At 59.8% G+C, this 26,474-nt stretch carries 22 protein-coding genes and 1 pseudogene; 10 read left to right on the top strand and 13 right to left on the bottom strand.

What is annotated here, in order from left to right; all coding sequences use genetic code 11:
- Positions 1–45 precede the first annotated feature (45 nt).
- From NKI54_RS29950 to NKI54_RS29965, 4 genes are read left to right on the top strand one after another with little or no spacing between them, the layout of a single operon-like run.
- A complete protein-coding gene (locus NKI54_RS29950; RefSeq protein ID WP_352693262.1) occupies positions 46–969 on the top strand; it encodes a dCTP deaminase/dUTPase family protein in 924 nt (307 codons plus the stop codon).
- 53 nt (positions 970–1,022) lie between these two features.
- A complete protein-coding gene (locus NKI54_RS29955) occupies positions 1,023–1,313 on the top strand; it encodes a hypothetical protein (protein ID WP_352693264.1) in 291 nt (96 codons plus the stop codon).
- 30 nt (positions 1,314–1,343) lie between these two features.
- Positions 1,344–3,278: an ATP-dependent nuclease gene (locus NKI54_RS29960; protein WP_352693266.1), complete on the top strand. Its 1,935-nt coding sequence runs from the start codon at positions 1,344–1,346 to the stop codon at positions 3,276–3,278.
- 3 nt (positions 3,279–3,281) lie between these two features.
- Positions 3,282–5,288: a UvrD-helicase domain-containing protein gene (locus NKI54_RS29965; protein WP_352693268.1), complete on the top strand. Its 2,007-nt coding sequence runs from the start codon at positions 3,282–3,284 to the stop codon at positions 5,286–5,288.
- A 167-nt stretch (positions 5,289–5,455) separates the two neighbouring features.
- Here NKI54_RS29965 and NKI54_RS29970 read toward each other — a convergent pair whose 3' ends face one another.
- The 8 genes from NKI54_RS29970 to NKI54_RS30005 form a co-directional block, all read right to left on the bottom strand.
- Entirely contained in the window at positions 5,456–6,322 is an 867-nt protein-coding gene (locus tag NKI54_RS29970) for an HNH endonuclease (RefSeq protein ID WP_352693270.1), read from the bottom strand.
- Positions 6,312–7,913 carry an ATP-binding protein gene (locus NKI54_RS29975; protein ID WP_352693272.1) on the bottom strand — a complete coding sequence of 534 codons (1,602 nt, stop codon included), beginning with the start codon at positions 7,911–7,913 and terminating at the stop codon, positions 6,312–6,314. Before NKI54_RS29975 ends, NKI54_RS29970 begins: the two co-directional genes overlap by 11 nt.
- 16 nt (positions 7,914–7,929) lie before the next feature.
- Positions 7,930–8,346, bottom strand: a complete 417-nt coding sequence (locus NKI54_RS29980; protein ID WP_352693274.1) for an EcoRII N-terminal effector-binding domain-containing protein — start codon at positions 8,344–8,346, stop codon at positions 7,930–7,932.
- A 2-nt stretch (positions 8,347–8,348) separates the two neighbouring features.
- Positions 8,349–10,025, bottom strand: coding sequence for a DEAD/DEAH box helicase (locus NKI54_RS29985; RefSeq protein ID WP_352693276.1), 1,677 nt, complete (start codon positions 10,023–10,025; stop codon positions 8,349–8,351).
- 534 nt (positions 10,026–10,559) lie between these two features.
- Positions 10,560–11,804 carry a type II restriction endonuclease gene (locus tag NKI54_RS29990; protein WP_352693317.1) on the bottom strand — a complete coding sequence of 415 codons (1,245 nt, stop codon included), beginning with the start codon at positions 11,802–11,804 and terminating at the stop codon, positions 10,560–10,562.
- Between the two features lie 2 nt (positions 11,805–11,806).
- Entirely contained in the window at positions 11,807–12,262 is a 456-nt protein-coding gene (locus NKI54_RS29995; protein ID WP_352693278.1) for a very short patch repair endonuclease, read from the bottom strand.
- Positions 12,255–13,463, bottom strand: a complete 1,209-nt coding sequence (gene dcm, locus NKI54_RS30000; protein ID WP_352693280.1) for a DNA (cytosine-5-)-methyltransferase — start codon at positions 13,461–13,463, stop codon at positions 12,255–12,257. Before dcm ends, NKI54_RS29995 begins: the two co-directional genes overlap by 8 nt.
- Positions 13,464–13,856: 393 nt before the next feature.
- Positions 13,857–14,711, bottom strand: a complete 855-nt coding sequence (locus tag NKI54_RS30005) for an RHE_PE00001 family protein (RefSeq protein ID WP_352693282.1) — start codon at positions 14,709–14,711, stop codon at positions 13,857–13,859.
- Between NKI54_RS30005 and NKI54_RS30010 the strand changes: the two genes are divergently transcribed.
- Positions 14,663–15,604, top strand: a complete 942-nt coding sequence (locus tag NKI54_RS30010) for a recombinase family protein (protein ID WP_352693318.1) — start codon at positions 14,663–14,665, stop codon at positions 15,602–15,604. The genes NKI54_RS30005 and NKI54_RS30010 overlap by 49 nt on opposite strands.
- A gap of 25 nt (positions 15,605–15,629) precedes the next feature.
- Here NKI54_RS30010 and NKI54_RS30015 read toward each other — a convergent pair whose 3' ends face one another.
- The 5 genes and pseudogenes from NKI54_RS30015 to NKI54_RS30035 all read right to left on the bottom strand — a co-directional run bounded on the left by NKI54_RS30015 (position 15,630) and on the right by NKI54_RS30035 (position 21,749).
- Positions 15,630–15,815, bottom strand: coding sequence for a hypothetical protein (locus NKI54_RS30015; protein ID WP_292328594.1), 186 nt, complete (start codon positions 15,813–15,815; stop codon positions 15,630–15,632).
- 87 nt (positions 15,816–15,902) lie between these two features.
- Positions 15,903–17,246 (bottom strand): plasmid replication protein RepC, encoded by a 1,344-nt coding sequence (gene repC / locus NKI54_RS30020; protein WP_352693284.1) that lies wholly within the window; start codon positions 17,244–17,246, stop codon positions 15,903–15,905.
- 154 nt (positions 17,247–17,400) lie between these two features.
- Positions 17,401–18,435: a plasmid partitioning protein RepB gene (gene repB / locus NKI54_RS30025; RefSeq protein WP_352693286.1), complete on the bottom strand. Its 1,035-nt coding sequence runs from the start codon at positions 18,433–18,435 to the stop codon at positions 17,401–17,403.
- Positions 18,432–19,613, bottom strand: a complete 1,182-nt coding sequence (repA, locus tag NKI54_RS30030) for a plasmid partitioning protein RepA (RefSeq protein ID WP_352693287.1) — start codon at positions 19,611–19,613, stop codon at positions 18,432–18,434. Before repA ends, repB begins: the two co-directional genes overlap by 4 nt.
- 1,007 nt (positions 19,614–20,620) lie before the next feature.
- Positions 20,621–21,749, bottom strand: a pseudogene (locus NKI54_RS30035) (site-specific integrase).
- 286 nt (positions 21,750–22,035) lie between these two features.
- Between NKI54_RS30035 and NKI54_RS30040 the strand changes: the two are divergent.
- From NKI54_RS30040 to NKI54_RS30060, 5 genes are all read left to right on the top strand, one after another.
- Positions 22,036–22,332, top strand: coding sequence for a hypothetical protein (locus tag NKI54_RS30040; RefSeq protein WP_023749475.1), 297 nt, complete (start codon positions 22,036–22,038; stop codon positions 22,330–22,332).
- Complete coding sequence (locus NKI54_RS30045) at positions 22,322–22,915, top strand: type II toxin-antitoxin system VapC family toxin (RefSeq protein WP_352693288.1); 594 nt, start codon at positions 22,322–22,324, stop codon at positions 22,913–22,915. Before NKI54_RS30040 ends, NKI54_RS30045 begins: the two co-directional genes overlap by 11 nt.
- Positions 22,916–23,161: 246 nt before the next feature.
- A complete protein-coding gene (locus NKI54_RS30050) occupies positions 23,162–24,121 on the top strand; it encodes a DUF1403 family protein (RefSeq protein ID WP_352693289.1) in 960 nt (319 codons plus the stop codon).
- Positions 24,122–24,123: 2 nt separating this feature from the next.
- Entirely contained in the window at positions 24,124–24,804 is a 681-nt protein-coding gene (gene scpB / locus NKI54_RS30055; RefSeq protein ID WP_352693291.1) for an SMC-Scp complex subunit ScpB, read from the top strand.
- Positions 24,805–24,987: 183 nt separating this feature from the next.
- Positions 24,988–26,439, top strand: coding sequence for an ABC transporter substrate-binding protein (locus tag NKI54_RS30060; RefSeq protein WP_352693321.1), 1,452 nt, complete (start codon positions 24,988–24,990; stop codon positions 26,437–26,439).
- The last annotated feature ends 35 nt before the right edge of the window (positions 26,440–26,474 follow it).

Raw genomic sequence — 26,474 nt, forward strand, 5'->3', positions numbered from 1 at the left:
GACCCACCAAGATATCAACTGCTACGAGAAACATAGGGGGAGAATATGACACTACTAGCAGCAGGTGCTCTTGACCCGAAGAAGTTTTTTCGGGAGGGCAGCGATCCCGTTCTGCAGGGATCAAGCTTCGACCTCACCGTTGGAAGCATCTACGACCACGAAGGCAAAAAGGTCTCTGGACCCTTCACGCTCAAACAAAATCATATTGTCCAGGTCGCGTCAGCGGAGGTCTTCAATCTTCCCGGCAATATCACGGGCCACGTGACCTACAAGACGGGGCTTACCAGCAAGGGCATCTGGGCTCTTACAGTGGGAATCGTCGATCCTGGCTGGGATGGCCCAGTTTCGACTACCCTGCTCAATTTCAGCAGGAACGATCATCCCATTTCCGAAGGCGACCCATTCCTGCGCGTCAGCTTCTTCGAGCACGACCCCGTTCAAAACGATAAGTTGCGGAAAGCTCCGACAGAGGCTGCGTATCTGAAGAGTCTACAGGGAGCAGCAGCGTCCATTTTCCCTAAAACCTTTCTCGATAGCTCAAAGATTGCGGATCATGCCGGAGTTACGGCAGTAACGCATATGCAAAATCGCGGGCTGATCTGGGTCACGTGCATTGCCTTTCTATTCGCCATAATCCAGATACTTACCGCCTATCTGAGCCCCTCCGTGCTTCTCGATGAAAGAGTAAGTAAAAAGGATGTCATAAGCCTCCAGGTAGAACTAAGCGCATTGAAGGAGCGGCTTAAACAACTGGAGCCGCAGAGGGCAAAGGTTGACGACCGAATGCCTGCTGAAGCTCTTGTGCCAGCTGAACAGCCAGTTGTACCGCCTGCGGTTCCAGAGGAGCTAAGGCAAGGTGACGGAACCGCACCAGAGCCAATTGCGCCGACGCAATCAACACCTCCAACGAAGAAAGGCCCAACCGCGCCAGCTTTTTCGGTGCCAGGAGGCGGAGGTACACCTGGATAAACAGGACGAGCCGTGGATCGGTACTGACGGATCCCGAAAGGATGCCCAAAGCAATGAAGCGCCTGTCTATTGCGGAGGAACTCGAAAGTGCGGCAGATCGAATTGCAGACATGTCACGGGCGGATCTTCAGATCATTCTTCGCCGCGCTGCATTGATGCTTAGAAACGTGGCAGGCGTACCGCTGGAGCCGGCGACGGCTGATGCACTCGGCTCCATTGCCGCCGAAATGGGAATTGGCAGCTCGGACCTCATTCAAAATGTCCTGCGCGAGTGGCTGGAAACCAACGCGTATCTGCCAGTGCGGACGATCGACGAGGAAAGTGAAGCGGACGGAAGCGCGTAGCCTCGCCTTGTCTTTCAGCCCAGCTTGCGCATGATGACCGACGGTTGGATTCGCGTAAAAAGCGAGTTGGGGGGAACCACGTTGTACATTTCAGAAATCTTCGCGAGCGGCTTCCGCTGCTTTGCCCCCTCGATGCCGCTCCGTCTCAAGTTGTCTCCTGGGCTCAATATACTCGTCGGCCCCAATGATGCAGGAAAGAGCGCAATCATCGATGCTGCGCGCTACGTGCTGTGGACGCGTGGCGATGACTACGTCCGGCCCGATCTCAACGATTTCCACGTCGATGCCGCAGGCAACCGGACATGCGACTTCATCGCCCGTTGCACATTCGATGACCTGACACCCGACGAGGAAGCCCGCTTCCTCGAATGGTGCACGAACGAGAAGGGAAAACTCCGCCTGCACGTCTGCATGCGTGGTGCGATGCGTTCCTCGCCGGGCGGAGGAAGTATCGTCAGCAGTCAAAATCGCGCCGGTGCCGAAGGCGAGGGGCTGTCGCTCGACGGGGAGCTCCGCGAGTATCTCAAGGCGACATATCTCAAACCGCTGCGCGATGCCGAGCGCGAGCTCCGGTCGGGAAAGCGTTCGCGCCTGTCGCGAATCCTTGGCGCGATGCCAGCGATGGGACCGCAGTCCAAGTCGGCCGAAGTCGGCGGGGAGGCGACACTCTTCGACACACTCGTCGGCGCAGATGACGCGGTGCGCGAGAATGCCGCAATTGTCGATATCCAGAACAAGGTCAACACCAGCTTCCTGGATAAGCTCTCGTTCATTGACGATCCGCTCGCGGCAACCCTCGATCTCGGTGCCAAGGGCTCCTTTGATCAGGTTCTCGAGCGCCTCGAGCTCTACCTCAATTCAAAGGGGGGCGGGCAGCGCGTGCTTCGGGGACTCGGCTACAACAACTTGCTGTTCATGGCGGCTGAATTGCTGCTGCTGCAATCGCACCCAGATCAGGTATCGTTTCTATTGATCGAGGAGCCGGAAGCGCACCTCCATCCGCAGCATCAGACGCTCTTCATGGAGGTTCTCGCTGCGCGCGCAGCCAAGCCCGACGCGGCCCAGGCGGCTGACGTCCAGCAAGTCCAAATCCTGCTCACCACACATAGCCCCCAGCTTGCCGCCGGCGCTGACCTCGACGCAATGACGATGATCGTCGATCATCGCGCGTTCCCGCTGGGAAACGGGCACACGCGGCTCCACGCCGACGACTATGGTTTCCTTCGCCGCTTTCTCGATGCGACCAAGGCGAACCTGTTCTTCGCTCGCGCGCTTATCGTCGTGGAAGGCGACGGCGAGAACCTCCTCCTGCCGGCGCTCGCCGAGAAGATCGGTCGCCCACTCAGCCGGCACGGTGTATCGATCGTCAACGTCGGCCACCGCGGCCTATTCCGCTATAGTCGGATCCTCCAGCGCACTGCCGACCCTGAAATCGGCGTGCCGGTCGCGTTGATCCCGGATCGCGACATTCCGCCCAAGGAGGCCAAGGGCTTGGTCGGCACGCGCCCCACCGAGGACGAGTGGACCCAAGAAGAGATTCTCGCCCACATGACAATGTTGCGCCGCGACGTTGGATCTCCGGTTAAGGCGTTCATAGCAGGGTGCTGGACCCTTGAGTTTGATCTGGCGTTGCGACCCGACTTGGCGGAATCGGTGCATCTCGCCATTCAACTCTCCAAGACGACGAGCCGAGACCCAGCCCATCTCGCAGAGATCCGCGCGACCGCGAAGGCATCGTATACCACATGGAAGGCAGATCCGACGCTTTCGGACACCGACATCGCGGTCAAGATCTACGATCCGGTGTTCAACAAGCGGGCGTCCAAGGCCGAGGTCGCGGAGCAGTTGGCGGCGATTTTGTGCAAGCGCACCGATACGCCGGAACAGATGCGCGCGGCATTGCCGCCCTATCTCGTCGCGGCGATCGACTTCGTGACAGGCGGCGCGCCGGGCGCGGGCGCCTAAGTGATGTTTGAGATTGCCCCTGTCACGCCGGAACTGCTCGATGCCTTGGGTATCGAACTCGGTGGCTGCGATTTCAGCCACGAGGCGCAGAAGTCGTTTCTCGAAAACAAGGGGCCCTGCGACATCCAGGCGGCTCCGGGCAATGGCAAGACCACGCTGCTCGCCGCCAAGCTCGCATTGCTGTCGCGCACGTGGACCAGCCGCCGCCAGGGCATCTGCGTCATATCGCATACCAATGCCGCGCGCACCGAGGTTGAGGACCTTCTGGCCAAGCACCCGCTCGCCGTGCGCTTCATGGCCTATCCCCACTTCACCGGAACCGTCACGGCGTTCATCAACCAGTTCATCGCGCTGCCTTACCTCCGCGGGCTGGGTTGGAACGTCCGTCAGATCGATGACGATGTCTTCGCAGCCGAAGCGCTTCGGCGCTATGGGGGCTGGGGAGCGCTCGATTGGTTAGCCAACAAGGCCAAGCACGGCAGTAAGCGCGCTGTCGAAAGCTGGGTCACGGGCCTCGATCTTTCGCCGGACTTCATCGATGCGGGGACAGATCCCGACACTCTCGCGGTGCGCCGTCGGAAGGGTCAGCACCATGCCGACAAGCCCTGCGGCATTGCACTCGCCCAATTAAAGGCCGCGATGGTCAGGAGCGGTCTCTATCGCTACGCCGACATGACCGCCCTTGCACAGCGCGCGCTGGCGACGACTCCCGGCCTCGCCGCGCGGCTACGGGCAAGATTTCCGCTCGTGATCCTGGACGAGGCGCAGGACACGAACGGCGACCAGCTGAAGCTGCTTGAGGCCCTGTTCAAGGACGGCATTACCGCGTTTCAGCGTCTCGGTGACCAGAACCAGACTCTCTACGAGGACGATGCGCTGTCGCCCGCTGACTATTGGACTGCGGGTCCCGGCGTGATCCCGCTCGATGGGACGCGGAGGTTCGGCGCGGAGATCGCCTCGTTCGCGAGCCGGCTCACTGCGAGGGCCAAGCAGGAGATCGTCTGCGAGGTGCAGCGTCCCGGCGTGCGCGTTCTCTTCCTGTTTGACGAGGTGACGATCGGGGACGTCATTGGGGCCTACGCGGCCGAGGCGCGCGAGCTCTGGGGCGACGCTTGCGCACAACGCAACGTATGGGCGGTGGCATCGCGGCATAGCATTGCGGGTCACAAGGCGGGTGCTTGGTTGCCGAAGAGCCTGGTCGACTACCATCCGGTTTATCGCAGTGAGTCGGGATCGCGCGACGAGGCGAGTCTGTTCTGCCGCCAATTTCAGAAGGCATCGCTTTACCACGCTGCCGAAAGGAGCCCCGCCGAGGTCGTCGGCTTGCTCGCCGCAGCGCTGGCCGAGCTTGCCCGACGCTACGGGCTCACGGACTCTAATGCGCGTGCCGCCAACGCGAACAACGTATGGGCCGTGCTGGCGCACCGCGACCTTGGGCTGCCGCGTCGTATTCGTCGGCTGTTTCGTGACAACGTGCTTGTCGGCAACGCTCCGTGGGAAGCGAACGCATGGCATGCCTTGCTCGAAGCGTTGCTGCCACTCCTCGGGGGTATGCCGGAGGGCGCCGATGCCATCGCCGATTACTGCGCGTTTGTGGAGAACGAGAAGGTGACGTTAGTGGCGGGGCAGACCCGCTCGACGAAGGAAGCAGTCTTCGGCGACCTCACCATCCGGATGGGCTCAATCCACTCGGTCAAGGGAAAGACCGTGGATGGCATCCTCGTAGTCGAGAGCCAAGTCTGGAAGGGAACTGCCGCAGCTCTGCAGTGCATGGACCTTGAGACGGTTCTGCCGCAGGCCTTCGGCTTAGCTGATCAGGGCTTCGTCGGCGTGAAGCTCACCGCGGCCACCAGCGTATTCGTCGCGGTGACCCGCCCCCGCGAGTTGCTCGGGCTCGCGGCGCGAAAGGCCGTGACTACGCCTCAGATGATCGCGGCGGCCCAGGTACAGGGCTGGAAGGTCGTGGACCTGCCCCTGCTGGCGGCGCATGTGGCGCCGGCCGGCGCCTAGAATAGGATCGACATTGCTCCCCCCGAGCCCGCATTGAGTTTGTTTCGCGACTCCATTTTTGTGACTTGTCACGAAAGGATCGCCCGTCGCCCGATCGGCGATAGGCCCGCACCCTAAAGAGGGGGAGCGTACAAAGGGTAAAGACCGTCAGCCCGGCGCGGGCTAGGTTAATTTGCCGTTTGAACTTCCGCTCCGCCGAGCATCATCCTTAGTTCATCAACGGAGTATGGCGGTGAGCGCCGATGAACAACCGAGTGGCAATTCGGGCAGAGTGGAACGAGATCACGTCGGGGGTCGATGATGTAGTCAGCCCCGAGTTCAGAGACTGGCGTAACGTGATGGACCTCGATCAGGCCGGCGGCGGCGTCGCCATAACGCTCGTCCATTTTCAACTGACAGGCTTTGCACGCGTAACCGTGAATCGTGAGCGCGGCAGCCCGGTTTCGCCGGTCCCGTTCATATCTGTTCATCTCAACCTTGGTACGCGCGCCCTCCGGCAGACCCTGCACTTCCGGAACGACATCATCATCATGGGCGGGTTCCAAAGGGAGCAGCGCGAGAATTGCGGTTGCTGCGCGTGACGTCCACAGCTCAATCAACCGTGAATCCTCGTCCTCGTTCCCGTCGTTGATGGCCAGCATGCCTCGCCGAAGCGTGAGCGCCATCGTTCGCCAATCGCTTTCCCATATTGAGGGGGTCACATAGAGCTGCCGTTCGCCATTGACCCGCATCTCGATCTCGGCACCGTCGGCAACGCAAAGGTCGAGAACAGCCCGGAATACCGCACGTCCGTCCGGGTCGGCGTGGCCCATCTCACCGAGCAACTCTCCCGCGAAGTTGCCAGGCTTGAAGTTCACCTCAAGCCGTCGCCACCCGACCGTCGTCTTGATCGAGAAGGTCTGTCCGGCAGGATGGTCAGCCGGCTGGAGTTCAAACCAACGGCCGGAATCCTTGTCACGACCTTCCTTGCCGATGAAAGGCAGTCCAAGTTCAGACGAGACGCGCTCGGCTAGCGCCCGTGCATCAAGCGACATCCTGCTCTATCTCGGGATCGGGCAAACCCTCCACCAGCTTGGACAGTATGCGGGAAACCTCGAAACGCATGTCACCGAAGAGTGCTGCGGTCGTATCCTGAACAGTCGTCAGCTCCGCGACGCACAGCGCCCACATCAGCGAATCGAGACCCTGCAAAGTGACGCTGCGATTGAGGTTCGGCACGTAGACCTTGTGATAGTAGGGGTGGGTGGTGTTGAGTTGAACCGCGCGATGTCCTTCGATGAGCGCGGGCTGGAACAGCAAGCCGTTTGTGATTCCTTCGACCGGCTGAACAAAGACCTCGCCGGGCCGCTTCGCCGAAGTGATTGCCAGCTTGAGCCGGAATGAGCCGCGCGAATTCTGCACCAGCGCCTCACCAGTGTTCGGATCGGCCACATTGACCTTCGCCCCGCCGGCCGCCGCCTCCCGGTTACGGATATTGGCGTTTGAGGTATCGTGCGCGCCCTCTCCCTTCTTGCCGATCGCGGCCTGTTGGCCCTCACGGGAACGCCGGTTAGCCTCTCGTCGCGGAGCGGGCAGGAACTGCTCCTTGAGATATTCCGACAGCGTCTCGTTCAGGATGATCTGCGATTTCTTTATGTCGAGGTGGAAAGCGTCGTCGAGCTTGTTGTCGAAAGAAAACTCAACGCGCAGCAGGGTGAGGTGCGGCTCCTTCTGATACATCCCGAGCCAGTCGGCTGCATGAATCAGCCGGTTCTCGCGGTAAATGTAGATGCCCTGCCGATCGTTGGAAAGCATCGCCTCCTTCGCCAATCTGTCGTCCGGGAACTCTTCTCGCCGCGGGAGGATGAATGCCTTAACGTCGAACTTGGCTTCGCGACCGTCCGGCAATTCTGTAGGCACCGTTTCCTGGGCGACCAGCTCCGAAAGCTTACGCTGGAAGGGGTCCCAAGCGGTTACATCTTTACCGTTAAGCTTGATTTCGACGTTCCCGGCCCGGTTATCTTCCGGATCAAGGAAACGCTGGTAGATCATCGCAAGATGCTCACGGAGGCCGCCCTCCTTCGCCTCCAGGGCCTTTCTTGCATGTTTCCCGGTCGGATCCTGGTAGCTCTTGAGAAGGCGATCCACCTTCTCCCAGAGCACCACGGTCCCGGCATGACCCGGGCCGACGGCCTCAAGCTGTTCCAATGCCTCTTCGTCCACTTCGTCGGTAAGGAGAAGGGCCCACTTGCGCGCCTTGGCAACATGATAAAGATCCCACGTGGCCATTAGCGGTGCAACATCACCGCCCGGCCGCGAAATCACCGAGAGACGTTTGCAAAAAGCGGTGGAGGCGGTCTTGAGGCCAAGCCCGTACTTGCCGAGGCTGGCAGCGCTCGGCCGTACCTTCGAGCCATACTGCATTGCATTGATCAGGCCTTCACGGTCCATGCCGTCGCCGTTGTCAGCGATCGAGAGTCTGATATTTCCGCGGAGGTCGGCAGCGAGCCAAAGTTCGACCTTTGTGGCGTTGGCGGCTATGGAATTGTCGACGATGTCGGCGACGGCAGTGTCGAATTCATAACCGGTATCGCGCAGACCTTCGATCATCCGTTCCGGATCGGGCGGCAGCTCAATCTCTTCCATGTCTTTGTCCTCCCCTTCAAATGTCGATTATTCGCCATCCGGTGCCAAGTTTCAGAACGCTTCCCGCAGCGCGTCCGCTTCGGTTTTTGAGTCGATGCGAGATACGGTACTGCCCTCTGTCTTGCGAAAGTATTATCTCATCCCCGGGAACGAGTGCAGACTGACGGATATATTTGGTCATTCTCGTCAGCCGGAATTCATTGCGGGTACCGCTAAACAAAGCGTTATTGTAGTAGATGAAGGCAAACTCCCAATATGAGCCGCTTTCGTCGACGAATGTGAGGTGACAGCGCGGATTGTAAAGGGAGCTGTCCAGCTCCGGAAAAAAGGCGAGGATGCCCTCCTCCTTCGGTACGAGAATGCCGGCCTGATGGCCTCCGGTGTCCCCTGTGTCGTTCGCGCTCAGCACTTTGGCGATGCTGCGATCTACCATTGTCACCCCATTTCCCTCACTGGCGAGCGGCTAAGAGCGCCAACAATGTCGGCGTAATCTTCATCGCGCCCCTCTACGCCGACGACGGCCGTCCCGGAAATTGCCCGTTTGCGGGACATACGGTCGTGGACAACATCCTCGACGGTATCCGCCACAAACAGGCGATGGACAGTGACAGGCAGCTCCTGGCCACGCCTGTGCGCTCGTGCAGATGCTTGGTCTTCCAAGGCCGGATTCCATTCGAGATTATAGTGGATGACGTGGTTTGCCGCAGTGATGTTCAGGCCTGTACCTCCTGCCTTCGGATTGAGCACCAGGGCCGCACCACCCTGAACCTCACCGAATTGGTCGATGAGTGTCTGACGCTCATCGATGGGGAGCCGCCCGTCGATGATGCCGGCGAAGGCGCGAAAGCGCTGGCGTACATGGACGGCTATCATATCGGCCATGCGCGTGTAGGAGGTGAAGATGATAACCTTCTCACCCAAGGAGAATATTTCCTCGAGGATCTCGTCGAGGCGCCTGAACTTGCTGAAGGCCATCGGATCGTTGCCTCCCGCCTTATCAAGAAGCGCCGGGTGCGCGCAGAACTGGCGAAGTGTTGTGAGGGCAACGAGAGTTGCTGCCGAACCATACTTGTCTGCGATGTCCCGGCGCATGGCCTCATAGGCCCCGGCTTCGGCCTCTTCCAGCTCGATGACCTGCGGAATATCTATTCGCGCGGGCAGGTCCTGCGCGACCTCGGCCACTCGTCGCCGCAGCATCAGCGGCGAGACAAGCGGCTCAAGACGCGCAGCACCGTCAACATCCTCCGTATAATGTTTCTCGAACGAGGCCTTGTCGCCTAGATATCCAGGCAGGACAAAATCCATGATGGACCACAAGTCGAGGAGCCGGTTCTCGACAGGCGTTCCCGTGACAGCCAGACCGACTTCGCGCCGGAGGTGTTTTACGGCCCGGGTCCGTTGTGCGTCCGGATTTCTTATGTACTGCGCCTCGTCGAGGATGATCGCCCGCCAGGCGACCATGTTCAGCAGGCTGTTGTCCCGGACGGCGCTGTCGTAGGACGTCACCACCACATCATACGCCTGAAGCTCGGCCGGTCGCCCGGTTCGAAGCGGACCGTGATGCTTGAGGACGCGCAAGCCCGGTGCAAAACGCACAAGCTCCCGACGCCAGTTCTCCAACAACGAGCCTGGTGCGAAAATCAGCGAGGGCGAAAACGAGCCAGATCCGGAATCGCTGAGCACGCTTATGATCTGCAGCGTCTTTCCAAGTCCCATTTCGTCCGCGAGCAGGCCGCCAACGCCTTCGGAGAGCAGGAACTGCAGCCATCGCCACCCGGCTGTCTGGTACGAATATAGCGTGGCGACGATGCCCGCCGGCGCTTGGACGGCCGGAGGCGTGAATGCCAATGGCGAGATTGCCTGGTCTGCCAGGTTGTCCACGACTGGACCGCCCTCCAGCGCCTTCTTCCTGAGATGCAGAAATCCCTTTAGCGAACGGGCTGGTCCGGGCCCTGTGCCGGTTTCGCTGAGCAGTCCGCCAAGCAGTTCCCCCTGCGCGGCATCGACCGCGTACCATACACCGTCGTACAGGAGATGACCCCTCGCAAGGTCGACCGGCAAAAGCGGAACCTCGATTCCGCGCGATGAGCCAGACAAGGCGTAGGCAGGCACGCAATTCTCGCCTTGGTTGATCGTGAGAACAGGAGCGAGAGGATACCGCGAGATGCGGATGCCCGGCACGTCGGCGGGCATGCCTTCCCACACGGGCTGGCGCTCGACAAGCGCGGTGTAAATTTCATCCGCCGACGGTACGCTCTCGGACTGGTCTGCAGCTACGCGAACCAGCTCCGATCCTCTAACTTTCCAGCAAGGCTCACCCATTCGACTATTGTGGAACGGGCTCTACAAAGCGGCAAGGGGAGGTGTCGTCCGATACATGGCCATCCAAGCGATTTTCGTGGCTGTCACGAAAATGGGCACGATGGCTAACTCACAAAAGAGCAGCGCATAAAGCGTAGATGGCCGGCGCGTCCGCCAGACGGATGCAAGCCGCGCGGTCATCGAAGCAAATTCGCGGCCCTGAGCTCGGTTGACGATGGCAGCCGCAGGAGGTTCAGCATAGCGCCCGCTCCAGCGGGGAACCGGGACCGACTGACTCCGACGAAGGGACCACGTTAAGGCGGCACCTGCCGCCAACCTTTGAGTCTACACTTGCCTCATTGCAACCAACGCCAGGAAACCTGCGACATCCATCAACCAAGCCTGCTGGGACACTTTGAAGGTTTCGTGAAGCTTCCTGGGCAGCACAAGTTGCAGTTGCTTGGCCCGCATTTCGTTTGTCTGGTTTTCCGAGATGCCCGGCTCCATGGTCAACAAGTGCTTCTGATCAATCCGGACTGCCTCGGAAAGCACCTGCCGCCATCGGTCCTTCAAGGTCGATTTTGATCCCAGCATTGTCAGCCTCGCAGCGGGGAAATCCGCATCCCGGTACTCGACCTGTCCCGGAAACAGGAAATCAGGCTTGTTTCTGTTCTCCGTCTCGACGCCCCTCGCGTAGCGGATGTTGTGGGCATTGAAGACCGCTTCCAGGTGATTTTCCAAGGCTGACCCGGCCCGCGACTTTCGTCGGTTCTGGACACTAAGGGAAAACCCAAGAAATCCATCCACATCCGCACCGTCGTCCGATGCGAAACCCGTGTTTATCCTCTCGGCAACTATGTGCCGCTCAAGGCGCCGGAAAAGCTGTTCCTCTCTCTCCATCCAAAGGACCAGAGCATCGTCGGGAGAATCTCGTGCAGAGACATCCGGCAATGAGGAACGCGCAAGTTCCGAGAAAACGCGCGTTGTCGGAAATTTCAACCTGAAACGCTCGATCAGGGTATCAAGCCGATCAGCTTCCGGTTCCTCCGGCTCAATGCCGAGTTCGTCAAGAACGTATCGAGCAGCGAAGTCGAGTTCGGCAGCGTTGTCGGCACTAATCTCCTGGGATTCGAACTGAAACCCCAATTGATCGTCCATGCCGAAAAGCCAAAGTAGCTGGTTCCGGATGGTGCTGCCGTCAGGCGTCACGATGAACAGGAGATGGTCGTCGCGTTTGCGGGCCACGAATAGGACATCGCCAGGCCGCATCATTTCGGTGACGGCATTCCCTTGGTAGTAGAGTCGCCACTCGGCACCTCGTTTTGGATCATTTCGCCTGGAGTTGTACCAGGACAGCCGCCCTTCCTCCGAGATTGCTTCCTGCTCGGCTCCTAGCCAGATGTAGGTGGCAGGGAAACGGTCGTCTTCTCCGCCTCTCGGGCTTTTTCGATCCTGATCCCCAAGAATGCGAACCAGAGGTTCCGATCCGGTAACTTCGTGCTGGTTCGAAGACTGGGGATTGGCATCTACGGCCGCTAGTCGCTTGGCCGCGACACCTTCGAAATGATCGGAAAGCAGCCCCCGCCGCATGGTCACTCCCTTCCCCTGATCTCCAGCCTCGGAGAGTCCGACATAAGCCAAGCGGCACACTCGCCGATGATATCCTCAAGCGGCAATCGGATGCGCCCCTTCAAGGCGCATTCCCATACGATTCCCTGCCGCCAGCCAAGCTTTGCGAGGGCATCGAAAGCGCGAGCATCCACCTCGCGGTTCCTGACAATCTTGGCCTCCCAAAATTCCGGCCGTGTGGACGGCATCCGGAACAGGTGGCAGTTGTGGCCGTGCCAAAAGCAACCATGCGCGAAGATTACTGCTCGATAGCGCGGAAGCACGATGTCAGGCCGTCCGGGCAATTTACGATCGTGCAGGCGGAACCTGAATCCGAGCGCATGCAGTCCACGGCGAAGGGTCAATTCGGGCTTTGTGTTAGTCCCGCGAATCCCCGCCATCATGCGGCTGCGGACGTCGGGAGCAACGACGTCAGCCATATGCCGCCGCCGGTTCGCGGTCAGGACGCGTGATCGCCTGAACAATGTGGGGCTGTGCGGCAGTTCCGCGTTTTGCGGCAACGGCTTTCAAAATGTGAGGCTGCATAGCTTTCGCAACGAACTCTACAACGGGCACGACCACGGCATTGCCGAACTGGCGATAGGCCTGCGTGTCTGAAACCTTAATGTGGAAACGACGGTCGCCCCTGTCAAAACCCATAAGACGGGCGCACTCCAAGGGGGTGAGACGCCGTGGACGCTTGCCCGGCTGGTCGATCAGCACTTCCGAGCCGTCTTTGTAGTATCGCGCAGACAGCGTTCGGGAAACATCCTCAGGGCCGAAAAGGCTGTAACCGAATCCATTCCCCTTGGCCAGGTGCTTCGCCTTGTACCCCTGTAGATATTCCCAGAGGCGAGGTGTCAGGGTGTATTTCGGATCAACCTCGTCGTGGGGCTCGAGGATGTCTTTCAGCTTCGGCCCGGTCTTGGGATCGGGAAGTTTCAGCGCCCTGAAATCGAAATCAGTGGGATCGCGAAATCCTACAATGAAAATCCGCTCCCGCTTCTGCGGGACCCAGGGTTCTGAACTTATAACCCGGTACTGGACATGATAGCGGAGCTCGTTTCTCAGAACATTGATGATGGTCTTGAAGGTTGTTCCGCCGTCGTGACTTTCAAGGTTCTTGACGTTTTCAAGCACAAATGCGGCTGGTCGGTGATGTGCTATAATCTGTGCCGTATCAAAGAAAAGTGTCCCTTGTGTATCACACAGAAAACCATGAGGCCTTCCTAAGGAGTTCTTCTTTGAAACTCCCGCCAGTGAAAAAGGCTGACAGGGAAACCCTGCCAAAAGGACATCATGATCATCGATTTTACCAGGGTCTTGTGAAAACTCCCGAACATCACCGCCGATTTCGTGATTGTCACGAAAATTAAGCGCATAGGTCTTCTGAGCGTTTGGATCCCACTCGGAGGTGAATACGCACCGGCCGCCGATGCTCTCGAACCCAAGTCGAAGCCCGCCGATGCCGGCGAAGAGGTCAATGAAGCGGAAGGTTGCGTCGGCAGGGTTGTCCGTCTGTTTTTTCGCATGCTCGCGCAAGGTGCGCAGCGCTAGTCTGGGAACCCTTCCGCCGTCTTCGTAGCGATATGCACTGCGAAGGGAAACCTCCAGAAATTCTGCAGCCTGGTCTATGGTCATGCCGACCTGATTCCGGAGCCTGGAGAATTCCGACTGTTTCCTGCTACGCATGCCTACCTGCCGAATCATTCGCTGTGTCGATTTTTGCCAGATTGGCACCAAATGTCCTAACCAGCAATGAATGTTCGTCGTTTGTTCCAGTTTATGCTAACACGATTTCACAACCTGCTTGGGAAGGGTCGGCAAGATGGATCGCCGCTAGGCGACGATCCTCCCGCGTCGGCGGGCATCTGCCGCGTACTCGGAAACCGCATGTCCGGACGGATGCAAGTTCCGAGAGATCGACGTAGCCGAGCTCGGGACAACCCTGGCTGAGGACCAACGATCCGGCAATAGCACGGTCATGCCGGTCGCACTGCCGGCGTGGCAGACGATCTTCACGGACAGCAGCTATTAGAGGATGCCCCATGCACGGTAGCGTCCCCTGCCGGTGACTTCGCGCAGGCCGAGCTCGGCGACGAGATTAAGCGCCCCTCGCGTCGACACCTTCAGCTTCCTTTCGATCATCGCGCTGGAGACGAGCGGCCGGGCAAGCACAAGATCGACGAGGCGCGGCAGCTTCGAATGTCCGCGCCGGTCGCGCAGGCGTCGTGCCATCTGCTCCCTGGCCAGTATCAGCCGATCGTGCTCCTTCAGTCCGGAGACAGCGGCTTCGGTGACTCCGTCGAGGAATCCGATCAGCCGCGCCGTCCTGTCGCGGGCGCGCCGCCTGTCGCGCGAAATGGCGCGCAGCCCGGTGTTGAGACAGATCAGGTGGGCGGTCGTTTTTCCGACCTGCCTGAGCATGGCGCCCACGAGCAGGTGTCCGAGCCAGGGCAGATGCTGCAGCGGTTCTTTTGTTTCCCACGCATCCCATAGCAGGGCAGCGCTCAGCACGGGCGGCTGGCCCGTGGCCCGGTTCAACACGGCCCGCCAGTCCGACAGCCGTTCCTCCTCGTCCCAATCGGAATCGTAGACGAGCGGATTTCTTTCGCCCATCGGGACCTGTTGCGGTCGTGACACCGGCGCTGCTGCGAGCCTGTCGAGCACATTCCGCGTGCGATCGAGCACCGCATCGATGGCAGCAAATTCGGCGCCGAAGCCATCGTTCAGGTCGTCATTGGCCGACTCGTCCGCCTCTTCATCGCCGGCGCCCTCCGCTACCGTCGCATGAATCTCCGGTGGCAGAGCGTCCGGGGTGCTACCGCCACGCCCGCGCAATTGTCTTAGGCCGTTCGGGCTCAGCGCCCAGTCCGGCCTGTTGGCCAAAGGGCCGGCAAATCGGCTACGCGCGCGTGTCGACGGACGAACAAGCGACGGGAGCGCAGGAGATTGACCTGCGATCGGCGGGCTGCGACGTCGTCGTTCAGGAACATGGATCCGGTGCGTCGAGAGCTCGCCCTGCCCTACTGCAATTGATGAGCGACATCAGCGCCGGCGATGTCCTGGTCGTCGTGCGTCTCGATCGCCTTGCGCGCTCGGTCAGCCATCTTCTACAGGTGATCGAGGATCTGACTGAGAAGGGCGCGCATTTCCGATCTCTCCGAGATCCAATCGACACGTCGACGCCACAGGGCATGTTTTCGCTACAGGTACTCGGCGCCGTTGCCCAGCTCGAGCGTGCGCTGATTTCGGAGCGGACCAAGGCCGGCATCATCGCTGCACGATCGAAGGGGCGGCTGCCAGGCAATCCTGGTATCCGGGAGCGCAGGCCCGAAGCCCTGGCGAAAATGACCGCGATACAAAAGGCGGCTTATGGCCGACGGCTACAATCAACTATGAACCAATGGCTTCCGACGGTCCGCCGGATGCGACCAGACCATAACTGGGACGACATCGCTCGGGTCCTGAAGCAGCGCGGCCTCGACTGGACGCCTGAACGACTGCGGCGGGCAGTGAGGTGGCTCGTCACCGAGCACCTGGCCGAATCCACACTGCTAAAGCGGGCGTCTCCTCTGGCTCCCGAAGATCGCCTGATGACTCTTGTGGCAGGGATTTCGCAGTCTAACCCAGATCTGTCGCTCCGCGACATCGCTGGCCAGCTCGAGCGTCTGCATGAGCGAACCCCACGAGGAAGCGCAAAATGGTCTGCCTCCTCAGTCAAGAACCTGCTCGATCGAGCCCGCCGGCTTGGACTCGTCGCCGAACTACCCGCGAGCTGACCGTCATCCCGCTGCAGAACAGTCCTCAGTTTACGGTCCGTGGCTGACGCTCAACATTCCCGAGCCGCTTGTACGCGGCCCAGGCATCAGCCGGAACAGCGCTGCCGGCCCGCGCCAGCCAAGCCGCACGATCGGATTCGGTAAGCGAATTCCACCACACCATCCCGGCGGTTTCATCGGGCGTCGGTTCCGGGTCGTGTTCGTTTTTCATGCCTTCGATGCTCTCATAAGACGCTCGTCCCGACAAGCGCTGCGGCCACCGTCCATGTCATAGTGTGGATCGAAACCCGCCGGCTGATCATGATCCGCGCCCCGGCTTGTCGAGGCTGCGGCGCAACGCATCGCTGATTTCCAGCCGGGATTCGGTGCGCACAACCTTGCCTGCCGTCTCCAAATCGACGGCAGCGGCTTCAGCTCCGTTTCCGGCAGCTTTCGACGCGTCAAGCTTTGCCCGCAACAAGGCCATCACCATCGGCCAGACCGAGAACTTTCCGGCCTTTGCCCGGTCCGTCAAGCTGCGCAAATATCCACCGGCGCTGTTGATCTGGTCCTGTCGCTGGTAGATCGCAGCAATGGTAATCGCCGCCTGCTGCTCACCCATTGCCGTTCGCGCTTCCTCCCAGGCGCTCGGGCTGATGCCCATGGTCGGCCGGGCAACCTCGGCCGCGGCCAGAAATTCACGCCAATTGCGAATTCCGCCGCCGCCCTTCACCAGCCAAAGCATGTTCGGGCAGGCATCCAGCACGATCCCTAACGGCAGCTCGCGCTTCGGCAGGCTGCGTACGTTGTCGGTGTCCGCAACGTTGGCGCCCGCTTCATCTTTATTTCCTAAGCCACTTTCAGATTCAAATTTAGAGTCTGGTTTTGAATTCTGTATGTGGCGTCCATTTCGGGACTCATTGGCGTCCGCTTTTTGTGTTTTTACAAATGATTCCAATGCTTCACGCACTTCAGCCCAAAGGCCTTCTAGCTCCTCGGCAATCGCCTCGAAGGTTTGCCTGGGCGCGGTGCGTGGTATTTGGCCGACAATCGCCTGGTAGGCCTGCTGGACCCTGCCCCAGTTCGCCGGCACGCCTTCCTCAATCCCGGCGTCGATCATCTTGACGATGTCACGGCGGCATATGGTTAGCCGCTCCTTAACGAGACGAAAGGCCTTCTTCTCAGATCTGACCGCTTCCGCAAGATTCTTGAACTCCTCAGCGCGCGCCACGATCGGCGAGATGTCAAAGCCATAGGCCTGCTCGATCTCGCCCCCCTGACCCTTCCGGGCGAAGCGCTTGCCGTTTGGGCTGTCCCGACGGATGATCAAGCCGCACTCGACCAGAACGGCCAGGTGCCGCCGTAACGTCGTTGGGGGCATTCCGTTGGCGCGGCGGATCAGCTGCTCGTTGGATGGCCATACAACCAGTTCGCTGTCGCCATAAAGCGCCGTGTCCGGATGGAACGACAACAGCGCGTCGAGAATAGCCAGAGCGCGATCGGTGGCGCCCAGAGCGATCCTGGCGTCCTTGATATCTTGGAAGACATGCCATTTGTGGACGGTCGCGTCCTTCGGCACCGCCCTTGCGGTGACTTGGCTTGAAATCATGCCAAGCGTCATCGGTCGCCGCCCAAAGGGCGTCGTTGCAATATTCGTCTCCATTTTCTTTCACCCTCGATTAGGCAAAAGAAACCTGCTCGCCAAAACGACGCCAATGACTCTTGACAGTGATTCGTGGAGATGCGATTCTCAGAGTGCTTAGTTCAGAGAGAGGCTTCCACGGCTTGCCGTTTGGGGGCCTTTTTCTTTTGCGGTTTCAGACTCCTTGTTTCGTGATGGACTTCCGAAAGGCCTCAAACAGGTCGTCCAGTTGTCCGGCGATAAACGCTGCGAAACGCGATCCTTCAGCCTCTCCCACGGCAATCATGGTAGTTTTTCCGTTGTCTTTGAGGCTGACGCTGACTGTTTTGTCTGGAGCAGCCCAGGATTTCATAGCAGTCTTGGGCTTTGATGGCTTGGCCGGACCCGCAGGTTCTTTGATCGCATTATGATCCGATGGAAGCGTCTCAAGCAGAATAATGAATCTGTCGTCGGACGTTGCGTCGCGGAATTTGTTTTTGCGAGTAAGATCGAAAGCTTTTGCGAGTGAGCCGTCTATGGAATAGCGGTTCGAGAATTCCTGCCATCGTCCTCGACCAATCCCGGGAGCTTTACCAATCGATTGCAGTATCTCCTTGTCGACCGATGAGGCGATTTTGATCATCTCGGAGACATGCGATTTTCCTGTCGACAGCGAAGCGCAGATGGTGTCCCGTTTGTATCCCGCTTCCTGCTGCGCAAGCGCAAAAGCGCACTTTTCAATGTATGAAAGATCCTCTCGAGCGGTGTTTTCTTCGCCTTGGAAAATGACTGCTTGTTCATCAGTTAACTCGCGGACGGCCGCTTTGAATCCGATCCCAAGCTGCTTAGCTGCCGCTAATCTTCTGCGACCATAGACGATTTGAAACTCGCCATCCTTGCCTTGCACTGGCCGAACCAATCCAGGCACAATCTGACCGCGCTCCCGCATGGATTCAGTGATCTCAGCAATGGCGGAAATCTCGTAGGCGTCATCATATCGATCGGTGATACACGACGGCCGTATTTTGTCGGGATCGAGTTCAATGATCTGTTCGCCTGACTTCAGTAACTTGTCGGCGATATCGCTACGCTCTTGCATTTGGCGAACACCAGCCGCCACCTTCATCAGGTGCGGCGATGACGTGCGGCGGCTGACGCCCTCCTCCGAATTGTCCTCCCCGAGTTGCCCCAAAACAGCAGCAAACATGCCCTTAGAATCTTTACGGCTCACTGTTCACGCCTCCATGCCATTGTGATGAGGCTTTCTATTTCCGCGTTCGCGGCATTGATCGATTCGATTGCACGATCATAAGTTTTAGGTGCCGAAAACCTCGATCGTTGCACTTCATAGAGGCTCTGCTTCCAAGTGAGAGCGTCCGCAACCGCAGTGGATTTGGAGACCGAATTCAGAAGTAAATCCTCGCCAAACACTTGGCGCATTAGGGCCTGCATGTTGGCTTGCGGGTGGTCGTTGGCCTCAAACTTTGTGATGAGGAATTTGGCGAAATCCCAACGTGCGCCTGCACCAGCCTCATCCAGGATTTGCATATAAGATGCGGCCAACTCCAAAAACTTCCCTGTGGAGTCGACATCGAGCATGTGCGCTGGAACTGGGATTAGGACTCCGGTAGCGGCAGTGAGCGACGAAAGTGTCAGGAAATTGAGTGACGGCGCACAGTCGAGAAGAACGATGTCGTAGTTGTCGACGATCTGTTCGAGGGCCTGTGACACTCGAAGCAGAAAACTGGTTCCACCGCTCTTGCGCATCTCAAGGGTGACGGCCGTCTCGAATTCTGTCAGCTCAAGACCGGCGCAGATGACGTCGAATCCGATGATATGCGTCTGATGAATAATCTTTTCCGTTGGCACCGGATCATCAAACCGAATCGCTGAGTAAAGGGTGTCACCCTCTCGGTAGTCAAATCCGGGTAACGCTCCTTGCAGACTTGTTAACGACGCCTGGGGATCCATGTCGACTGCTAGAACGCGATATCCACGTAGTGCCAACCAATGACCCAAGTGAATAGTGGTCGCTGTCTTGGACGATCCCCCTTTGAAGTTCGTGATCGCGATGATCTGGCAATCCTCGCCTTTAACACGACGAGGATTGATCCATTTCTTCCGTGCCTTTTCCGCCAGGTGCATCCGAAGGTCCAGCACCTGCTCCACAGAATATAGGCGCTTTCCGGTGGTCGTTGTCTCTGGCTCAGGTCCCTGCCCTTTCAAGGAGACCTGCCTTATGTAAGCTTCGGTCACTCCTAGCAATGCTGCCACTTCCGTCGAAGTGAATTTGCGCATCGTACGCATCGCATCAGGAGGATACTGAGCCAGCGAAAGATTGTTGAGTGCCTTCTCGAGTTTCGTCGAAAAGGTATTCATGAACTGAAGGCTACTTAGATGCCGCGTCACCCAGATTCTCCTCTTGCACCCAGCGCCTATTGATAGCGACTGTGGTTAACAAGCTGTTAACGCCACGCCAACTACGCCAACTTTTCGAATTACGCGGTTTTTCCGTTACTGGAGGTATGCCCGATTCGGAGCATTCGAGCAAATGGACACAGGGCAGTTCCCAGCTGGGAACTTTTCGTTATCGCTGGCTTCCCTGTGCCGTCAAAGTCGCGCATCAGGCATTGAAAACGACAGCTATGAAGTTGGTCACGCAGCATGGGGCACGGGCGAGCCCCGTTGCCCGTTTTGTTCTCGTAGATAGTCGACGTTGGTGTACCGATTGCCCTCTGGCTTCCGCGTACGGCGGCCAGCGACCTTACAAAAGCGCAGGCAAGTTTCGGCGCATGGAGAGATCCCCCCTCCCCCCACATTGGCGCGGCGGCGAAATTCCCGTTGTGAAGGAGACACTGAGCTCGCGCAGTCCAGGGGGGTCACCATCCTTTGCGTTGGAGACGATGGGTTGTGTTTGTGATGCAGCCATGCCGCGCCGCTTCCGATGTCACTTCGGTGATCGCCCCCTAGGCTGACAAGTTAGACGCCCCACGGCCCCTACCCTGCAACGAGGCATTCCCTCCGGGCCGAGCGACTCTCGCGAATGGCAACTCAGCGGCTAGGATCTATCGCCAGGCGACGCACGCGATTTGACAGCAATCAGCACCGTTTGGCACGTGGGCGTCCTGTCCACGCGCGCTTTCCTCCAGCGTCGAGCAAGAGGCTCCTGCAGCCGCCAGGCAACTTCCCTCGGGGGCTAAGTCCAAGTGTCGGCGAAGGATCCTGGAGAACTCATCGAGAAGCAAACTTCTCGCACAACCCGTACTTTGAGTTCCCAGCTGGGAACAGCTCTTCAAGCTGGAGGCTTGCGCCGCTCCAATAAACCTTAGAAACCCATCAACTTGAGGGTTGGATCTGTGGCGCCGGGGTGGATCGGCGCATCCAGAGTCACCCGCGGCTGGGGGGCGTACCGCACTCTACAATCCTGACGCCTTACTTAGATTGACGCGGAAGCGATCGCGCCGGCGCTGGTATTTGCGTGTCATCTCTGCCGATGCGTGACCAAGCTGCTTCTGCACGTAGCGCTCGTCAACCTCGGCAGAGGACGCGAGGCCGGAACGCAACGAGTAGCCCGAAAACTTTTGGCCGCGCTCGCCCTCGGAAAGATCACCGCGCACGCCGGCGGCCAAGGCCGCGCGTTTGACCAGCCGCGCCACCTCCTGATCGTTGAGCCGCTCGGCCTCCACAGCTTTGCCCTGCCCCGTGACGCGGCGGAAGAGGGGGCCGTGCGCGATGCGGGCCAGCTTCAGCCAGGTCTGCAGGGCGACGACCGGGCAGGTGGCATCGGACGAGCCGCGGCCAATCTCGACCTCGCGCCAGCCGGTCTTGCCTCGCAGCGTAACCAGCACGCCCTAGTCCGGGAAAAATTCAATCCAGCCGCAGCCGTCCTCGGTTTGATCGCGCGCAACATCGAGGCCCACGATTTCGGAGCGGCGCAAGCCGCCGGCGAAGCCCAAAAGCAACATGGCGTGGCCGCGCAGACCGCGCAGCGTGCCACGATCGAGCGTTTCCAGCATGGCGACAAGATCGTCGCGCAGGATGGCTTCCTTTTAACGGGGAGGGGAGGCGTGTTTATTGCGGATACCGGCGAGCACGGTGGCGATATGCCGGTCCTTCCGGTCGAGCGGTTGACCGCGTTGCGTATAGTTCCAGGTCAGCGACGACAGGCGGCGCTCAATGGTCGACACAGACTTTTTGTCCCGTTCCGATCCTGAGGCCTGGGCCGTGATGTAGAGGCCGACGACTTGTGGATCTGGCGGCAGCGGATCAAACGCCTGGCGCCGGCACCAGGCGCAAAAATGCTTCCAGTCGGCGGCCTAAGCGCGACGGGTGTTTGCCGAACTCGCCGCCTCGACGTAATCGCGCGCGCGGTCGGCGAGCTTTCGAGATGCGCAGGCAGTGATGCTTGTCGCGAGTCGAGGACCTGCGTGGGAGGGGAGGGAGCTTCATCCGGGTGCCCCATTCCATGACGACGTCGACAATGTCAGGCAGGTCGCTGGTGTCGACCGCGTCGATGGGCGTCATGAAATTACGGGGACTGCCCATCGAAACTCTCGATCATTTGAATGTCACAGTGGTGCGATTCTGAGAGCCCCAACGTGCGACCAAAGCGCCCAATTGTCCACCGCGAGGTGCTTGACCAATAGCTCCCGAGATTTGCGTCCGGTCGCGTACGGGCAACCGGCTGGTTCCGGTTATCGCATCATTGGGTGACGTGCCATGTCCGATCCAGTGATGACCCTCTTAGGGCTTAGGGCCTTCTTTCTCAGTGCCGATCCTTGCTTTCATGTTCAACATCCTTTATGTTTCGTTCAACAGAGGAGAATCCAGGATGAGCATACGTGGCGCAACGGCAGCCGAAAGCGAGGAGCGAATCGCCCACACCCGGAACCGTCTGGTGCTTGAGCAGGCGAGGGCGGTCGGCCTTCTCGGCGCGGCCAAGAACACACGCCTGTCGGGCAGGGTACCATCGGAATTGATCGAGGCGGCAAAGAAGCGCGCTCATGTGAGTTCCGACACCGAACTGCTGGAGCTCGCCTTGTCGCGGCTAGCCCTCGAGGACGATTTTGGCGCCCGGCTCGTCCGCCGCAAGGGCAGCATCTCCGCGGACATTGATCTTGGCGTTTGATCTCGGGAGCGCACTGCGTTCCCTCAAACCACAGCGGCGTGCTGGGGGGCTGGAACGGCGGCCGGATTCCGCTCTGTCCTGGGCAGCGGACCAGCCGCCTGTCGGCGGTGCACTGCTTCTCGACACTAGTGTCTATCTGAATGTCCTGCAGGGACGCACGCCCGAAGTGGTCGATGACCTTCTGACCTATCGGCTCTGTCAGCACTCGGCCGTCTGCCTTGCCGAGCTCAGCCACCTGTTCGGCCGGCTCGACCCAGCGCACCCCACGACGAAGTCGGTCCTGAAAGTGGTTGCAGGCACGATTGAAGACATTCCAGTGCACCGGCTGCATGCACCCGACGCCACCGCCTGGGGACGCGCCGGCATGCTTGCCGGCCTGCTGTTCCGGCTGAGCCGTCTGCCGAAAGGGGAGGGGCATGAACGCCGCTTCCTCAACGATGCGCTGATCTTTCACCAGGCCGGTCTGCTGGGCGCGACGGTCCTGACCGGCAATGTTCGGGATTTCGATTACCTCAACCAGCTTGTTCCGTCGGTGCGTGTGATCTTCTACCGGCCGGTGACAGACTTGCGCCCGCAGGGTTGAAAGCGTCTGTGGCAGATATGCCCGTGCACCGTGATCGTCCACCCTCCTTTAATGACCACCAGTCTTCAAAAAGGTCGCTGACACTCTCCTGCGACCGTTGAAACGCGGGCGACAACGGCCATTTCTAACGTAAGGACAAAACAAACGATAAGGCAACATTATCGTTCATTGTGCTGATCCGACAGGCTGTGCGTTTTGGCGCGAAGATCATGGCGCAAAGCGCACGGGCACTTTACCCTCCAAACCATGATTCGCCTCGATCCCGCGACCACCAGCCCCGCCGCCATCGCGCCGCCGATCGTCCCGGCTTGGGCGCTCGCTCATGGCGGCGCTCTCAACGATGCTGACGCCGCCTTCCAGGCCGGCGCCGCGTTGGCTTCGCTCGACAGCCTCGCCAGGGCGGAGCCTTCGTGGTCCAACGCCTGGCGCCAGCGGCTGGCGCTTCGCTGCGCCGCCGCCAGCATGCGGCTCGCCGGCCGCTCAGAAGACGAGGCCGCGCTGCGCGACGCTTGGTACCTGCGCCCGGCCGGCGCCGATACCGGCCCCGCCGGCGCAGTTCTTGGCGCTTGGCGGCAGTTGGCCATGCAGCCGTCGGTCGACACTCACGACCGGCTCGAAAAGATCGTCGACCAGATCGGAATCCATTGGGACGACGCAGCGCTCGCCAACCTCTCCACGGAGATCGAAAAACTGGCGGGATTGCAGCGGCCGGCGCCGTTCACCGCCGCGGCGATCGCCGCTCACGTGGTTGCCATGCGACCAGACTGCGAGCTATTTGCCTGGTGGCTGGCCGACCTGGTGCTGGCAAAAAGTCTGCGCTGGCCGCGGCCGCTGCCGCTCCTGACGGCTCAGGCATTCGGTCCGGCTTTTCGCCGCGAGCCCGGCGGCGAGCGCATCCGGCCCGGCGAAAAAAGTTTTGAGCGCGCGGTCTGCGTCGCGCTGGTTCCAGCGGCAGCGGCGGCCTGCCGGCTGGCCGCCGATTTGTCGCGTCGCGCCGAAAGGCTCATCGCCATCGCACCAAAATTGCGCGCTAAGGGTGCCGGCGACGCGATCTTTTCGCTCCTCAACGAAGACGCCGTTTCGGGCTCGCTGACGACCAAAAACCTGTCCCGCTTTGCGGCGCGACGCCTGTTCGAGCGGCTGCAACAACTCGATGCCGTGCGCGAGCTTTCCGGCCGCACCACTTTTCGGCTGTTCGGACTCTAGCGATGAGCGAAGCGTCTGCCCGCCGCAAGCCGAACGGACAGCCTGTGTTGCTCGACACGGAACTGGACCACCTGCCGCCGGAGCTGCGCTGGCGAGAATGGATGGGCCGTGTCGAAGCGGTGGTCTTTGCGGCCAGCGAACCGGTACCGCGCGAGGTGCTGGCGCGCGTCGTCGGCAAAAGCTGCAATCTCGAGCTGGTCATCGACGACATCCGCGCCGAGCTCGCCGGCCGCCCCTATGAGCTGGTCGCGGTCGCCGGCGGCTGGCAGCACCGGACCAAAAAGGCCTTTGCCGACGTCATCCGCGGTGCATTCGGCACGCCCGCGGGGCAGGGGTCGAAAGAATTGTCACAATCTGAAGCGCTGGTTTTGATGTGCATTGCCTACTTCCAGCCGATCACCCGTGGCGAGCTCTCCAGCTTCTTCGGCAAGGAGGTGTCGCGCGACCTGATCGGCGTGCTACGCGCGCAGGAGCTGATCGCCTCGGGACCGCGTTCGCCGCAGCCCGGCGCGCCCTACACCTATGTGACGACCAAAAATTTTCTCTCGCAGTTCGGGCTCGACACGCTGCGTGACCTGCCCGATTTCGAGGCGCTCGAGGACGCAGGGCTGCTGTCGAAGGACAAACTTCTGGCAGGGGATATTCCGGCCGGGTTAGGCCGCGAGGAAAGCGACGGTGAATAAGAGGTAGAGGACCAACCGTTTTGAGCGGGTAGTTGCCGTGTTGCGCCCCCAGGCAAAGGCCAGCACCACGGAGCAGTATTTCTGGTGGCGATACTACAACGCCTTTAAGTGCCGGTTACCCGTTTTTACCCAGTTGGCCTGGTGCATTCAGAGCGAGGTGGTTGGAAACCGCTTATTGTGGCTATGGGCGAACTCGGGATGGAGGAGTGGACCCAAAAATTGGTAAAATGCCCCAGGGAGGATTACATGGGTCGCTCATTCGCCGTACTCGTTACAGGTGCGCGTCACTACGCAAACAGCTTGCTTTTGACTTCGGCGTTTTTTGCCGTCTCGGCATCGCTCACTAATTCGGCCGCTGCCGATACCGTAAACTGGCGTCAATTCGAAGGGACCAGCATAACTTGGGCCTACGACATCCACCCCTATGCGGATGCTCTCGCTGCGCAACTTCCGGAGTTCGAGAAGCTGACCGGCATCAAGGTCACGCCGGAACTCTACCCAGACGATTCCTACTGGAACAAGATGACGATCCAACTGACGACGAAGTCGCCAGCATGGGATGTGTTCGGCACTGGCATTCAGCCCGCGTGGGACCTCGCTCCGAGTGGCGCCCTGGAGCCGCTGGACAAATACCTGAGCGATCCGAAGCTTACCGATGCTGGATACGACTACAACGACTTCTTCCCGAGCCTGCGTGCGGCGCTTACCTGGAAGATGGAAGCCGGTCAGATCGCAACGGGGGAGGGCGGCCAGATCTGGGCAATCCCGCATGCATTTGAGAACATCCAGCTGTTCTACCGCAAGGATATCTTGGAGAAGTATAACATCGCGGTTCCGACGTCTCCGCCGGAAATGGCAAAGGCGTGCGAAGAACTCAAAGCCGCCGATCCTTCCATCACGCCGTTGGGGGTGCGAGGCGTGCGTTTCTGGAGCAGTATCCACACCGCCGTAGTCTCGATCGCCCGCTCCTATGGTGTCCACGATTTTGTCGTCACGGACGGCAAGCTCGACACGGGACTGGATTCGCCGGAATCGATCGCGTTCCACAAGGATTACGTGGACATGATCAAGAAGTGCGCGGCTCCTTCCTTCGCCAATGATAACTGGTACCAGGTCGTGGACGGCATCTCGTCCGGCCGCACCGCGATGGCGATCGACTCAAATATGTTCGGCTTCTGGAACAATGTTGCGGGGAAGCCGGCATCCGGCAAGATCGCCTTCGCTCCGCCGCTGCACGCACCGAACGCCACGAGCTTCGATTCTAACATCTGGATCTGGGCTCTCGCCATGAACGCGGCTTCCGAAAAGAAGGGCGCGGCCTGGCTGTTCATGCAGTGGGCCACCTCCAAGCAGGTGGCGCTCAAGGGTGCCCGTGCCGGCCAGCTCGTCAATCCGCCGCGCACGTCGACTTGGCAGGACGACACCTGGACTAAGTACGCTTCGCAGCCCGAGTTCAACAACTTCGTTGACAGCTTCAAAAAGACACAGGACCACGCCGCGCTGGCTTTCACACCGCGTGTCGGCTTCGGCGAAGCCATGAACGCATGGGCCGTGGCGATGCAGAAGATGGTAAACGGCGATGACGTCGAGACGACGTTGAGGGCGCTTGCCGAAGAAATCCGCGCTGGCCTCTGATCAAAAGGAACAGGGCAGTACTATTGCACTGCCCT

Source organism: Mesorhizobium sp. M0663 (genome assembly GCF_040320585.1).
Taxonomy (GTDB): Bacteria; Pseudomonadota; Alphaproteobacteria; order Rhizobiales; family Rhizobiaceae; genus Mesorhizobium.

What these genes read in the sequence shown, in the direction of transcription:
- NKI54_RS30060 (WP_352693321.1), top strand. Translation starts at nt 24,988, where the DNA reads ATGGGCGAACTCGGGATGGAGGAGTGGACCCAAAAATTGGTAAAATGC.
- NKI54_RS30050 (WP_352693289.1), top strand. Translation starts at nt 23,162, where the DNA reads ATGATTCGCCTCGATCCCGCGACCACCAGCCCCGCCGCCATCGCGCCG.
- NKI54_RS29975 (WP_352693272.1), bottom strand. Translation starts at nt 7,913, where the DNA reads ATGGAAGAGATTGAGCTGCCGCCCGATCCGGAACGGATGATCGAAGGT.
- NKI54_RS29950 (WP_352693262.1), top strand. Translation starts at nt 46, where the DNA reads ATGACACTACTAGCAGCAGGTGCTCTTGACCCGAAGAAGTTTTTTCGG.
- scpB (WP_352693291.1), top strand. Translation starts at nt 24,124, where the DNA reads ATGAGCGAAGCGTCTGCCCGCCGCAAGCCGAACGGACAGCCTGTGTTG.
- NKI54_RS29960 (WP_352693266.1), top strand. Translation starts at nt 1,344, where the DNA reads ATGATGACCGACGGTTGGATTCGCGTAAAAAGCGAGTTGGGGGGAACC.
- NKI54_RS29980 (WP_352693274.1), bottom strand. Translation starts at nt 8,346, where the DNA reads ATGGTAGATCGCAGCATCGCCAAAGTGCTGAGCGCGAACGACACAGGG.
- NKI54_RS30015 (WP_292328594.1), bottom strand. Translation starts at nt 15,815, where the DNA reads ATGAAAAACGAACACGACCCGGAACCGACGCCCGATGAAACCGCCGGG.
- repC (WP_352693284.1), bottom strand. Translation starts at nt 17,246, where the DNA reads ATGGAGACGAATATTGCAACGACGCCCTTTGGGCGGCGACCGATGACG.
- NKI54_RS30040 (WP_023749475.1), top strand. Translation starts at nt 22,036, where the DNA reads ATGAGCATACGTGGCGCAACGGCAGCCGAAAGCGAGGAGCGAATCGCC.
- NKI54_RS29970 (WP_352693270.1), bottom strand. Translation starts at nt 6,322, where the DNA reads ATGTCGCTTGATGCACGGGCGCTAGCCGAGCGCGTCTCGTCTGAACTT.
- NKI54_RS29990 (WP_352693317.1), bottom strand. Translation starts at nt 11,804, where the DNA reads ATGCGGCGGGGGCTGCTTTCCGATCATTTCGAAGGTGTCGCGGCCAAG.
- NKI54_RS29995 (WP_352693278.1), bottom strand. Translation starts at nt 12,262, where the DNA reads ATGGCTGACGTCGTTGCTCCCGACGTCCGCAGCCGCATGATGGCGGGG.
- dcm (WP_352693280.1), bottom strand. Translation starts at nt 13,463, where the DNA reads ATGACCATAGACCAGGCTGCAGAATTTCTGGAGGTTTCCCTTCGCAGT.
- NKI54_RS29965 (WP_352693268.1), top strand. Translation starts at nt 3,282, where the DNA reads ATGTTTGAGATTGCCCCTGTCACGCCGGAACTGCTCGATGCCTTGGGT.
- NKI54_RS29955 (WP_352693264.1), top strand. Translation starts at nt 1,023, where the DNA reads ATGAAGCGCCTGTCTATTGCGGAGGAACTCGAAAGTGCGGCAGATCGA.